This is a genomic window from Nitrospira moscoviensis (assembly GCF_001273775.1).
In the GTDB taxonomy this organism is placed as follows: domain Bacteria; phylum Nitrospirota; class Nitrospiria; order Nitrospirales; family Nitrospiraceae; genus Nitrospira_D; species Nitrospira_D moscoviensis.
In genome coordinates this window covers 2,393,202-2,406,019 of the sequence record NZ_CP011801.1, presented here as the reverse complement: position 1 = coordinate 2,406,019, position 12,818 = coordinate 2,393,202, and the positions used below count along the sequence as shown (strand labels likewise).

Sequence of the window (12,818 nt, the reverse complement as noted above, 5' to 3'; positions counted from 1 at the left end):
CCCATGCCGGAGGACCACCCGGGCCCCCCGGCTGGTTTCAGTCCCTTTTTCAGCGAGTTTGTTCCGGCCGTTGCATCTGGCAGTCTTTGTGCTTCTGGCTCCTACCATGCCGGAGGGAGTACCGATGGCCGCGATGACGAGGGCCCCCGGTCACGGTCATCCCCGCCGGAAACGTCCACCGCGCAGTGAGCTTTCAACCAAGGAGATGCCAGCATGAGCTGTGAACGATGCGGCGGTTTCAAAGTGTTCGACTACTTCTACGGCACATCGCCCTGTGACGGGTTCCGCTGCATCAACTGCGGCGCGATCACCGATATGCGAATGATCGTACCGGCCTACCGTCCGTCCGAGCGGGCGGCCCGGCGGCTCAGGCCGAAGAACCGCCAAACCGGCGCCGTCCTACCTGCGGGTCCGGCTCACGCGAGCCCACCCGAGGGACAACCATGATTCCACCCGTTTGACCGGAGCGCCCGGAGCCTGACGCGAGTCGGCGCGCCACAGCGCGCCGCCGCTCAGGAGTTTCGCAATGAGATTCGGCATCAGCGGGATAGGGGTGTCCTTCATCGTCAGCCTCCTTCTCTCATGCCGGGCGATCCAAACCAGTCTGACGCAATGCCAGGGGGGCGTACACTGGGATGAGCCCTAGTCCCGAGTCGGCCGCGGCGGGTGCGGGCGGGTGTTCGGCGGCGGCCCGTTCGAAATAGAGATCCAGCCACGGCGCGCAGGCGAAACGTTCCGTCGCGGCGGCCTGCCACCCGGCTCGGAACAGCCATGCGTAGCAGCGGGCTTCCAGGCGCGCCCATCGCTTCACGTGGTCCCGCGGAGGCGGCAGGAGCGTATCTGGCAGGCAGGCCCTCCGGCGGAATCCGTACGCGGCGGCCAGGGCCGTGATCGCTTCGCGCGTATAGCCGTGCACGTATGGGAACGTCAATAGGTTGTTCCACGCGAGGGCGGTATACAGTCCCGCGCGCAGGCCGCGCGGGAGACGGGGCAGCATCTCCATGGTCCACGAAAAACAGGCGCCGTTGGGGATGCGGATCGCGAGCGCCCCGCCGTCGCGCAACAGGCCGACGGCCGCCTCCAGGGTGGGATGCGGATCGGGGAGTTGGTCGAACGTATTCCAGACCACCACCGCGTCGAAGCTGTCCCGCTGCAGGTCCGCCTGCTCCAGGGTGCCGTGAAAGACGGGCAGACCGTTGGCGCGGCAGAAGGACGTCACCTCGTCCCCCGGATCGACGCCGAACATCTCCCATCCGCGCTCCCGGCCTTCCGCCAGCAAGCCGCCGACGAAGCTGCCGACCTCCAGCACGCGCGGCCGGCGACCGGGGAGCGGCCGGAGATGCCGCGCCAATTCGGGCAGCTTCCGCCGCGCCCAGGCGCGCTGGTTGGCGAATTCCGCACGGAGATACGCGTCGTCGTAGCGATCGCGGCGATAGGCCTGCATGATCGCGTCGGTCCGCGGGCGCGGATTGCGATACACCAGGCCGCAGTCCGCGCACCGGACGATATCGGTCGTGTAGTCCTGCGTGAAGGAGAGACGATCGGCCGCGGTTTCGGCGTTGTGCGCGCGCCACCGCCGCCGGTAGAACGCCGTGAGATACCGCCGCTGCGCGGCCATCTCCGCCGCCGGACACACGAGCCGCGATCGCGCCGATCCGCAGACCACGCAGTCCACGCATACCGCGGCGGACTCGAACGCGCGCCGCGCCGGCGGCCGCTCGGCGGCGCCGGTTCGCTCGACCCGTTGCTGGATCAGGAGGGCCATGGCTGTCCTGTCCCCTAGCGGAGAGCCATTTGCCGGTCAGTTAGCGCCTGATAGGCGGCCGAGACGGACTGGATGGGAGACACCTGCATCAGAAACGGCGTGTGCCAATCGCGGTCCGTCGGGTCCAAACTGTCCGGCACGATTACTCGCCGGAAATGGCGCGCATGCGCCGCGGCGATCTTGGAGTTCACCGCGCTCACCGGGCCGAGCCGGCCGTCCGCCGTGATCGTGCCCGTCAAGACCCGGTCGGGCAGCACCTGATCGCCCTTCGCCAGCGCGAGGACCGTCAAGCCGACCATGGCCGAGAGGCTGTCGCCGTAGACGGTGCCGTACGGTTGGCCCTCGTCGTGCCGGCGGATGACGACGTTCCAGGAACTGCTCTCCATGCCGGCCATCCGGGCCACGCGCTCGATCGCCGATACGATCGAGGTCATCGTATAGGGGCTGAAGCCCTGCGAGCAGGTGACGGTCATCCCGTCGTGATCCGAGCGGGGCGTCCATTCGACGACCAGTTGTCCCACCGCACCCTTCGGCTCTTCCCCCATGCGGCGTTCCATCGTCACGCCGAGAAACGTAATCAACTGTTGCCGGGCGGGAGGCGCGGCGGCCTCCGCCGGCGCGGCCGACCGCAGGATCGACCAGATCAGCATCCCGAGAGCCAACCGCATCAACATAAAGGCACTCTACTCACTCGATCATCTCCCCGCCTACTGGGCAAAGCCCCAACGATGTGGTCTCTCTGGTGCGCTGTCTGTCTGGTCTGTCTAGAGCGAACAACTCAAACGAGATAGACCAAATGAACGAGACAGACCAAATAGACCGTCTGCCAGGGATTCTCCTAGTGGCCTCGGGAAGGCTGAATGAGTAGGGTCGCACTGGTCTGAAGCGGCGTTGAGCAAAAAAGCCTTGAGTGTAGAGTGACACAGGAGGACCTATGAATACCGAACGGCTGAGTGCCGGGGCCGGGACGTGCGTGCCGTTGGCGGGCGGCGCCGATGTCCGCGCCACGATTCTCGACGCGCTCCGGGGAAGGCATGAATGCGACATGGAGGAGTTGGTACGGAACTGTTCGTGCTGCACCTGGAATCAGGTGTTTCTCGAGGTCGATCGGTTGACCAGAAGCGGCGAGCTGCGGCTGGTTCCCCGGGGGCCGGGAGTCTATGCCGTGCGGCTGGCCGCGGCGTAAACAAGAGGGTCAAGCAAGAAAGGGCCGAGGGCCGGGCCGAACGAGAGGGCCGAGCGAGAAAGGGCCGAGTGCCGAGCCGAGCGAGAGGGCGGAGCCCTGGAACGTTTTTACTCGGCCCTCGGTACTCGCGTCTCGGCCCTGTCCTGTGATCGAATCTGTTCATACATCTCCCACGCCTCCGGCATGTGCGCGTGGAGCGCTTCGATGCGCCGCTCGTAGGACGGATGGCTGGAGAGATATTCGGGCGGCAGCTCATCGCCGCTGGCCTTCATCCGCTCCCACAGTCCCACTGCTTCACGCGGATCGTATCCGGCGGCCGCCATCAGCAGCAGGCCGATGTAATCCGCTTCCAATTCGTGATTGCGACTGAACGGCAGCCGCGCGGATTCCCGCGTCACGCGGAGCGCGTCGTACGTCAGCTGCTCCACGCTGTGTCGCGCGAGCGCATGCACGATTTCGTGGCTGAGCACCGCGGCCAGCCCCGCCTCATGTTGCGCCACCGGCAACAAGCCGGTGTAGACGAGCAACTTGCCGCCCGGCAACGCGACGGCGTTGCGCATGTGGGGATCCTCGATCACCGAGATGTCCCACTCGAACGACCGGGCGATGTCGGCGTACTTCGACTGCCGCGCGGCGGCGATCAAGCGGCCCATCACGCGCTGCACGGGAATGACCGCCGCCGGATCGGTGCGCACGGGATTCTCGTCGAGCATCTTCCGATAGGCGGCCGCGCCGAGCTTCGCTTCGTAGGACGGCGAGACCAGCACGAGCTGCATGCGCTGCGTGTAGGGATTCACGGAGCAGGCGGCACACACCGCGATGAGCGCCGGGCCGGCGGCCGTCAGTTGAAAGCGAGAGAGCATTGAGCGACGGGGGTTGAGCGATGGCGTTCGAATGGCGTTATGGTATCCGGTTCCCGGCGAGACATGAATTGGTCAGGTCCCCAGTTACGGGGCGGCACGGCAGCAGCATTGAGCGTTGAGGTGGAACGCATCCTAATCAACACCAGCAATCTCAATGCTCAACGCTGTCCTGCTCAACGCTTCTCCGGCGGGCGACCGGGGGAACGCCTAGTGGTGGCGTCTGCGCGAGGCGACTAGTGTGTGCGCTCGGTATACGGATCGACGCCGAACGGCATCACGATGAAGACCGGAAGGAGTGGCCTATGATCGTCACACAGGAGGATTGTGACCATGCGCTGCGGCGGCTCGACGCGCCGGCGGCGGAAACCGGCGGCGCATCGGAGACGGTGCTGTCCGCCATCCGGGTGATCGACGGCGACGGAACATTCCGGCTCACCGCGCCGCTGCCGCCGTCGCAGCGGCGCGAGGTGACGGTCGATCTGGCGCCGGGCGCGTTGAGGGTCCGCAGCGGACCGGTCTCGAGATGGGTGCCGCTGCCGCCGGACGCCCTGGTCGATCAAGCGGTCGTGCAGACGTCCGAGGAGGCGTTGACCGTATCGATGCCCGTCAGGGAGCGGCGCGCGAAGCGCCATCTCATCTATGTCTGGTAACCGGAGCCGTGCGCACGGCGGCGCCGTGGGCCGGATGCTGCTTACCGGCTGCTTCATCGCGGCAGGATTCCTCAGCGGGGCGCCGACCGCGGACACCGCGACGGAATCCACCGTGCCGGCGCATACCGTGACCGGCACGCTCACCATGCTGGATTTGTCCGCCGGGAAAGGCATGCTGAAGACGGATTTGGGAAAACCGATTTTCTTCGATGTGGCCCGTCCCGAGCAGTTTGCCCGCCTCTCCATCGGAGACCGCGTGACGATGCAGCTCGACGAAGCCGGGCGGACCGTCAAAGTGATCGAAGCGATGCCCGCCGAAGTGCATGAACCGCCGCCGCCTCCGCCGGCGCCGTGAACGACAGGGAGTCCGCGGCCGATCTCGGGGACCGGCTCCGTCGTCCTGAGGCGCTCGCCCGGTTCGGAGGGACAGACACCACGCGGAGACGGGGCGAAGGATTCGGTCCCCGGGCGCTCGCGGGGGTCCCAGATTTGTTTTTTCCCGCTCCACGACACGACCTGTTCACAATGCCGTTCATCGTGTGTCGCCCTCGGTCGACCCCTGTGGCGCGCCGAGCCGGACCGACTAGGGTTCCCCCTAGTAGGAAAGTCGAGCGCTTGCCCCTAAGGTGACTCGCCTTTGGCGCAAGTCTCGGGCGGGAGGAGGAGTCAGGGCCACATTGTCATACGCGCTTCGGCACCAGGGAGGGGCGGAATGAGCGCACACACATCGATGATTTTGAATGTCGACGACCGGGAAGACCGGCGGGCCGCGAAGCGGGCGATCTTGGAGCGGGCGGGCTATGAAGTCGTCGACGCGGGCACGGGGCGCGGGGCGCTGCGGGTGCTGGACGAGGCGCATCCGGCGCTCGTGTTGCTCAAAGTGCAGATGCCGGACATCAACGGGCTGGAGCTGTGCCAGCGCATCAAAAGCCTGCCCGAGCATGCGGACGTGCTGGTGCTCCATATTTCGGCGGCGCATGTGTCGAGCGAACGGGCCTTGGGCCTGGACGTCGGATCGGACGGCTACCTGGTCGAGCCGTTCGAGCCGGAAGAATTGGTGTCCGCCGTCGCGTCGTTGCTGCGGCTGCGCGCGCGCCAGCAGGAAAACCAGCAGCTGGTGGAGCGGCTGCGCCGCAGCGAAGAGCAGTTCCGCGGCCTCTTCGAACAGGCGGCGGTCGGCATGTGCGTCGTGGGACCGGACGGCCGCCTGCTCCGCGTGAACGACAAGCTGTGCGCGATCGCGGGGCGCCCCGCGGACGAGCTGCTGAAATACGAGCTGCGCGAATTATCCCATCCCGAGGACCGCGCCGAGCACGAGGCGCTGGTCGGCAAACTGTTGCTGGGCGGCCTCCCGGAGGTGTCGCTCGATCAACGGCTGCTGCGCCCCGACGGCGACGCGGTCTGGGTGACCGTCACCCTGTCGATCCAATGGGATGCCGGCGGCCGGATTCAGTCGCTGATCGGCGTCGTCGAGGACATCGACGCCCGCAAGCGGGCCGAATTCGATCTGCACAATCACGTGCTCTGGCAGCAGCTGCTGAGCGACACGATGGACAAGCTGCTGCGCGTGGAGGATCCGGCGGAGATCATGCAGGACCTCTTCGTGTCGCTCAAGGCCGCCTTCTCGCTGGACACGTTCTTGGATTACGACGTGGCGGGCGACCAGACGGGGATCGTGCTCACCGGCTGGGCCGGCGTGCCGGAGGAGGCGCTGCCGCCGTTGTCCTTCCTGAAATTCGGCGAGACGCTGGGCGGGGCATCGGCGCAAACGCGGCGGCCGGTCGTCGTGGAACGGCTGCAGGACGCGACGGATCCGCGCGCGGCCCGCCTCCAGGCCATCGGGTCCACCGCCTACGTGTCGTTCCCGCTCGTCGTGGGCGATCGGCTGCTCGGCACGCTGGCGCTGGCCAGCAGCCGGCGGACGTCGTTCGAAGCGGACGAGATCGAGCTGATGGAAGCCGTGGCCTCGTACGTCGCGATGGCGAAGGAGCGCCGCCGCCTCCTGCAGGAATCGCGGCGGCGGGCCGCGCAACTGACCGAGAGCGAGGAGCGGCTGCGCCTCGCGGTGGAGGGAGCGGCCATGGGCACGTGGGACGTCGACATGGCCACCGGGCGGGCCGTCTGGAATCGGGAGAATTTCCTGTTGCTGGGCTATGAGCCGCACACGGTGGACGCGTCCGCCGATCTGTGGTGGCGGGCGGTGCACGAAGACGATCGGGAGGCGGTGCGGCAGGCGATGGACGCGGCCACGGCGGGCGGGGGACTGTATCATGCCGAGCATCGCATCCGGCGCGCGGACACCGGCGAGGTGCGCTGGCTCGCGCCCTACGGGCGGATCCATTACGACGAGGCCGGACGGCCGGCCCGGTTCGTGGGCGTCACCTTCGACGTGACGGGGCGCAAAGAAGCCGAAGCGCAGCGGGTGGAATGGACGAAGGAGCTGGAGCGGCGCATCGCCGAGCGTACGAAGGAGTTGGTCCACACGCACGATCGGCTGCGCGGCCTCGCGCAGGAATTGACGCTGACGGAGCAGCGGGAGCGGCAGCGCATCGCGAGCGAGCTGCACGACTATCTGGCGCAGATGCTCGTGGTGACCCGCCTCAAGCTCAACCAGGCGACCCAGACGATCGCGCCCGATCCCGCCGCCGGCGTGCTGCGCGACGCCGACGACCTGATCGACCAGTGCCTCACGTACACGCGCACGCTCGTCGCCGAGCTGATGCCGCCGACGCTCCGGCAATTCGGCCTGGCGGGCGGGCTGCGGTGGCTCGGGGAAACGATGGCGGCGCAAGGGCTGGAGGTGGAGGTGGATGTGCCTGCGGCCACGCCGCCGATGTCGGAAGACCTGACGCGCATGCTGTACCAATGCGTGCGCGAGCTGTTGTTCAACGTGCTGAAGCATGCGGGCGTGAACCGCGCCTCGGTGGCGATGCGGGAAGACCCGCCGGGGCGGCTCCAGATCAGCGTGCGGGACCGGGGGCGGGGATGCGATCCCGCCGTCGTGCTGGATAAGAAAACGACCACCTTCGGGCTCTTCAGCATCCGCGAGCGCATGGAAGCGGTCGACGGATGGATGCAGATGGAGTCCAGGCCCGGCGCCGGGACGATCGTCACGCTGGGCGTGAGCCTGGCGACGCTCGGCGGCGGAGCCGCAGAGACGTTCAGCGTGAAGCGTGAAGCGGTACGCGTAGAAGAGCCGAGCGGTGTGTCCGCAAGCGCATCACGCCTCGCGGATCACGCCTCACGTTCCTCAGCGCCGGTTCGCGTGCTGCTCGTGGACGACCACGCCATGGTGCGGCAGGGCTTGCGCAGCCTGCTCGACGGGTACGCTGATCTCGACATCATCGCCGAAGCGGGCGACGGCGAGGAAGCCGTGACGTTGGCCGGTCTGCTGAAGCCGGATCTCGTCGTCATGGACGTGAATCTGCCGCGGCTTGACGGCATCGAAGCGACCAAGCGCATCCGCCGCGCGCATCCCCAGACCGTCGTCGTGGGGCTCTCCGTCAATCAGGCGGAGCACGTCGTGCGGGCCATGCGGGAGGCGGGCGCCGCCGCGTTTCTCACCAAGGAAAGCGCCGCGGATCAATTGTACGAAACCATCGAAACCGCCGTCGCCGGCGCGCGAAGCTGACAGCGCCGAGCGCGAAAGGGCCGACGGCCGAGCGAGACGCGCCGGCCCGTCTCGGCCCTCGAACCTCAGCCCTCGGCACTGCCAGAGAGACCGTGATCGATCCAATCATGCTGCATATCGTGCATGACAAGCGCGCGGAGCAAGAGCTGGCGCGCGTCAAAGATCAGCTGTCCGTCATACTGGAGGCCGCCGGCGAGGGGATCTACGGCCTGGATGCGGAGGGGCGGGCCACCTTCATCAATCAGGCCGGCGCGGCGATGTTCGGCTATCGGCAGGAAGAACTGCTCGGCCGCAATCTGCACGAGCTGCTCCACTATGCGCATCCGGACGGCCGTCCCTATGCGCATGAAGACTGTCCGATCGAGGCCGTGCTGCGGGACGGGCGCGCGCACCGCGGGGATGACCAACTCTTCTGGCGGAAAGACGGCGCGCCGCTGCCGGTGTCGTTCACCAGCTCGCCGATTCAAGAAGACGGGCGGGTCACAGGCGCCGTCGTCGTGCTGAGCGATGTCACCGACCGGCGGCGGGCGCAGGAGGCCGTGCGCGCCAGCGAAGAGCGGTTCCGGCGCGCCGCGGATTCCGCCGGCGCGGTCGTGTACGACATCGATCTCGCGCATCCCGAGCAGGCGATCGTGCACGGCATGGACCGGCTGGCCGGCTTGACGCGCGAGGAGATCCGGTTCGAGCTCGAGTGGTGGAAGTCCCGCATCCATCCCGACGATCTCCCCGGTTATCTGGCTCAGCTGAACCGGCAGATGGAACAGGGCGGGGTCATGAAGGCGTCGTTCCGCCTGAAACACGCCTCCGGATCGTGGATGTGGGTGCAATCCTCCCGCGAGGTGCTTCTCGACCGCCACGGGAAGGCCGCGCGGGTCGTCGGCGCGATCGTCGACATCTCCCACCGGCTGGCGGCGGACGAAGCCTTGCGCGAGAGCGAAGAGCGACTCCGTCTGGCCCTCTCCGCCGGACAGATGGGCACGTGGGACGTGGATCTCGCGACCGAGCGGACCCGCTGGGACGCCCACGAGTATGCGTTGCTGGGCCTGCGGGAGGGCGAGACGACCCCGTCGCGCGACGCGTTTTACGCGTGCGTCCATCCCGACGATCGGGCGCTGATCCAGCAGGCGGTGGAACGGGCCGTGGCGGAGGCCGGCGACATGGACTATGAGTTTCGCGTCGTGCATCCCGACGGCCAACTGCGGTGGCTCGCGGCGCGGGGGCAGGTGATGAAGGACGAGCGGGGCCGGCCGCTTCGGATCGTCGGTGTGAACTACGACGTGACGCAGCGGAAGCGCATCGAAGAACGGCTGCGGTCGTTCACGTTGGAGCTGGAATGGCGGGTGGCCGAGCGGACGAGGGAGTTGGTGCAGTCGCACGACCGGCTGCGGGCGTTGGCGACGGAGCTGAATTTGACGGAGCAACGGGAGCGGAAGCGGCTGGCGACGGACCTGCACGACTATCTGGCGCAGTTGCTGGCCCTCGTGCGGATGAAGCTGGGCCAACTGAAGCGTGTGCCGGCCCACGGGCAGCCGGAGCTGCTCGCGGAGACGGAGCAAGTCGTGAACGAGGCCTTGACGTATACCCGCACGCTGGTCACGCAGCTCAGCCCGCCGGTGTTGCATGAATTCGGCTTGCCGGTGGCGCTCCAGTGGCTGGCCGAGCAGATGGTGCGGCAAGAGTTGAGCGTCGAGGTGCGGCAGTCGGTGCCCGATCGTCTGGAGCTGCCGGAAGACCAGGCGGTGTTGCTGTTCCAATCCGTGCGCGAGCTGCTGGTGAACGTCCGCAAGCACGCCCGCACCCACCGGGCGGTGGTGACGATCGACGAACGGCAGGGCGAGTTGGTGATCGGTGTGCAGGACGAAGGCGTCGGCGGCGCCGCGCCGCAGCCGACGCGGGACGGACCGACGGCCGCCTCGTCGAAGTTCGGGTTGTTCAGCATCCGGGAACGGATGCTCGCGATCGGCGGCCGGTTCGACTTCGAGTCCGTTCCGGGCCGCGGCACGACGGCGACGCTCGCGCTGCTGCTGGGGAGTGCCGAGTGCCGAGCGCCGAGGGCCGAGCAAGACCGTTCAACATTCTCCTCGGCCCTCGGCCCTCGCTCCTCGGCCCTCCACGGGTCACTCGAAAGGATTCGCGTGCTGCTCGTGGACGACCATGCCATGGTTCGGGAAGGGCTGCGCGGACTGCTCACGGAGCACGCCGACGTGGAAGTGGTCGGCGAGGCGTGGGACGGCGAAGAGGCGGTCGCCTTTGCGGATCGTCTGCGTCCCGACGTGATCATCATGGATGTGAACATGCCGCGGATGGACGGCCTGGAAGCGACGCGCCGGATCAAGGCCGCGTTTCGGTCGATCGCCGTCGTCGGCTTGTCGGTGAACTCGTCGCCGCAGGTGGAGGACGCCATGCGCGCGTCGGGGGCCGATGCCTTCCTGTCGAAGGGCGCCGCCGGCGAACAGATCTACCGGACGATCGTGGAGACGGCGAAACGAAGCGTTGAGCGAGAGAGCGCCGAGCGTTGAGGGCGACATGGATGCCGGATCGTAAGCTCAACGCTCAATGCGCTCAGGCTCAACGCGTCCCATGAAATATGGCGACACTCTTCGCACATCCCTACGTCCTGAGCGGGCTGGCCCTGGCCGTCGCGACCGCGCTGCGCGCCGCGCTCACGCCCCTATGGGGGTCCGACTACAGCTTCATGTCGTATTTCCCCGCGATCGTGTTCAGTCTGTGGGTCGGAGGGTGGCGGGCCGGTGCGGCGGCGACGGGCCTGTCGGCGCTGCTCTCCTTTTGGCTCTTCATGCCGTCCGGCGCGGCCGGAGCGTCGCATGCGGCCGCGCTGGGGCTCTTTCTCATCGCCAACGCCGGGATGATCCTCACGGCGGAACGCTGGCGCCGGGCCCGCGTGCGGGCCGAAGCGCTGGCCGCGATCGACGCCGCCCGTGCCGAGCAGCAGCGGCGCCACGTCGCGGAACGCCGGCGCGCCGAAGACGCGCTCCACGATCAGCTCAATCTGGTTAAGACGATCACGGACAACGCCACCTCGGCCCTGTTCATGATGGACCCGCACGGGCGCGCGACCTTCGCGAACCCCGCCGCGGAGCAGATGACCGGCTACCGCCTGGACGAGCTCCAGGGGCGCGTCCTGCACAACGTCATCCATCATACGCGCCCGGACGGCGCGCCGTTTCCGATCGACGAGTGTCCGATCGATCGGGCGTTGCCGCTGCAGGCATCCATCCAGGGGTATGAGGATGTCTTCGTGCACAAGGACGGGCGGTTCTATCCGGTGCGCTGCGCCGCCCGGCCCATCGTCAAAGAGGGCGCGTCGATCGGGACCGTCATCGAAGTGCAGGACATCACCAAGGAACGCCAAGCCGCCGAGGATCTGCAACTGCTCGCCACCGATCTGGAGCGCCGGGTGCGGGAACGGACGTCGGATCTGGTGCGCTCGCAGGACCGGCTGCGGGCCTTGGCGTCGCAACTCGCGATGGCGGAGCAGCGGGCGCGGCATCGGCTCGCCACCGAGCTGCACGATTATCTGGCGCAACTGCTGGCGCTCGGGCGGATCAAGTTGGGGCACGCCCGCCGGCTGTTGGGCCGGGTGCCGGCCGGCACCGAGCCGCTGAGCGATCTTCAGGACATTCTCGATCGGGCCTTGGCGTATACACGCACGGCCATGGCCGAGCTGAGCCCGCCGGTCCTGCACGACCTCGGTCTGGCGGTGGGACTGGAGTGGCTGGGCCAGCAAATGGGGCGCCACGGGCTGCACGTCACGGTGGAGCACGAACCGGAGGCGGCCGCCGCCGCAGCCCGCGCCACCGAAGACCTGCGCGTCATGCTGTTTCAGTCCGCGCGCGAACTGCTGCTCAACGTGGCCAAGCATGCCGGCGTGGATCGCGCCCGCGTGACGCTCGCCGTGGAGGCCGGGGACCGGCTGGTTCTCACGGTGCGGGATGACGGCAAGGGGTTCGATCCCGGCGGTCTCGGGCGCGGAGGCGGGCCGGAGCATTTCGGACTGTTCAGCCTCCACGAGCGGATGGAAGCGGTGGGCGGCCGGATGGAAATCGACGCGCGGCCCGGCGCCGGCACGACGGTGCGGCTGGCGCTGCCGCTCGGCGGCGAGGCAGCATTGAGTGGGAAAGCGTTGAGCAGTGAGCTTGAGAATGAAGTAAGAGACGCCGGAACTCAAATCGCTGTACCTCAATGCTCAACGCTTTCTGACTCAAAGCTCCGTTGCGCGCCCATTCGCGTGCTGCTGGCGGACGACCACGTGGTCGTCCGGCAGGGATTGCGCAGCCTGTTGGACGGATATACGGACGTGATCGTCGTCGGTGAAGCGGGCAACGGTGAAGAAGCCGTCGCGCTCGCGCGCGAGCTCCGCCCCGACGTGGTGTTGATGGACATCAACATGCCCCTGATGGACGGCCTGGAAGCGACCGCCCGGATCGTCCGGGAACGGCCGGACACGCTCGTCATCGGGTTGTCCGTGAACAGCGCGGCCCACATCCGCGACGCCATGCGCGCCGCCGGCGCCGCCGGGTTCATGACCAAAGAGTCGGCCGCGGATCAGTTGTACGAAGCGGTCATCGAAGCGGTCGGGAGTAAGGGATGAGAGTCATGGGTCATGGGTCAGGGGTAGCGGGATAGCGGGGTAGCGGGATAGAGGGGGTAAGGTGAACGGACGCAGTGGCCGGGACTGTTAAGCCAGGATCTCGTCGGCGGA

General features: G+C 67.6%; 10 protein-coding genes. 7 read left to right on the top strand and 3 right to left on the bottom strand.

The genetic code is table 11. From position 1 onward, the window contains the following. Positions 1-213 precede the first annotated feature (213 nt). Positions 214-447 carry a hypothetical protein gene (locus NITMOv2_RS24465; protein WP_145976299.1) on the top strand — a complete coding sequence of 78 codons (234 nt, stop codon included), beginning with the start codon at positions 214-216 and terminating at the stop codon, positions 445-447. Positions 448-580: 133 nt separating this feature from the next. Here NITMOv2_RS24465 and NITMOv2_RS11855 read toward each other — a convergent pair whose 3' ends face one another. Together NITMOv2_RS11855 and NITMOv2_RS11850 are read right to left on the bottom strand one after the other, a co-directional pair. Further along, complete coding sequence (locus tag NITMOv2_RS11855) at positions 581-1,765, bottom strand: class I SAM-dependent methyltransferase (RefSeq protein WP_053380067.1); 1,185 nt, start codon at positions 1,763-1,765, stop codon at positions 581-583. A 14-nt stretch (positions 1,766-1,779) separates the two neighbouring features. Beyond that, positions 1,780-2,439, bottom strand: a complete 660-nt coding sequence (locus NITMOv2_RS11850) for a S16 family serine protease (protein ID WP_053380066.1) — start codon at positions 2,437-2,439, stop codon at positions 1,780-1,782. Between the two features lie 260 nt (positions 2,440-2,699). Between NITMOv2_RS11850 and NITMOv2_RS11845 the strand changes: the two genes are divergently transcribed. After that, the gene (locus NITMOv2_RS11845; protein ID WP_053380065.1) at positions 2,700-2,951 is read left to right on the top strand and encodes a hypothetical protein; all 252 of its coding nucleotides are present in this window, start codon (positions 2,700-2,702) and stop codon (positions 2,949-2,951) included. Positions 2,952-3,058: 107 nt separating this feature from the next. On the opposite strand, the gene NITMOv2_RS11840 is transcribed toward NITMOv2_RS11845, so the two are convergent. Continuing rightward, on the bottom strand, positions 3,059-3,814 hold the full coding sequence (locus NITMOv2_RS11840) for a M48 family metallopeptidase (RefSeq protein ID WP_053380064.1): 756 nt from the start codon (positions 3,812-3,814) through the stop codon (positions 3,059-3,061). Positions 3,815-4,116: 302 nt separating this feature from the next. Here NITMOv2_RS11840 and NITMOv2_RS11835 point away from each other — a divergent pair, with 302 nt between their 5' ends. The 5 genes from NITMOv2_RS11835 (at position 4,117) to NITMOv2_RS11815 (ending at position 12,707) form a co-directional block, all read left to right on the top strand. Next, on the top strand, positions 4,117-4,464 hold the full coding sequence (locus NITMOv2_RS11835) for a hypothetical protein (protein WP_053380063.1): 348 nt from the start codon (positions 4,117-4,119) through the stop codon (positions 4,462-4,464). Then, positions 4,454-4,819 (top strand): hypothetical protein, encoded by a 366-nt coding sequence (locus NITMOv2_RS11830; RefSeq protein WP_145976298.1) that lies wholly within the window; start codon positions 4,454-4,456, stop codon positions 4,817-4,819. Before NITMOv2_RS11835 ends, NITMOv2_RS11830 begins: the two co-directional genes overlap by 11 nt. A 357-nt stretch (positions 4,820-5,176) precedes the next feature. After that, positions 5,177-8,095 (top strand): response regulator, encoded by a 2,919-nt coding sequence (locus NITMOv2_RS11825; protein ID WP_083447966.1) that lies wholly within the window; start codon positions 5,177-5,179, stop codon positions 8,093-8,095. Between the two features lie 92 nt (positions 8,096-8,187). Then, positions 8,188-10,614, top strand: coding sequence for a PAS domain-containing protein (locus tag NITMOv2_RS11820; RefSeq protein WP_187299188.1), 2,427 nt, complete (start codon positions 8,188-8,190; stop codon positions 10,612-10,614). A gap of 68 nt (positions 10,615-10,682) precedes the next feature. Further along, positions 10,683-12,707 carry a response regulator gene (locus NITMOv2_RS11815; RefSeq protein ID WP_053380059.1) on the top strand — a complete coding sequence of 675 codons (2,025 nt, stop codon included), beginning with the start codon at positions 10,683-10,685 and terminating at the stop codon, positions 12,705-12,707. The last annotated feature ends 111 nt before the right edge of the window (positions 12,708-12,818 follow it).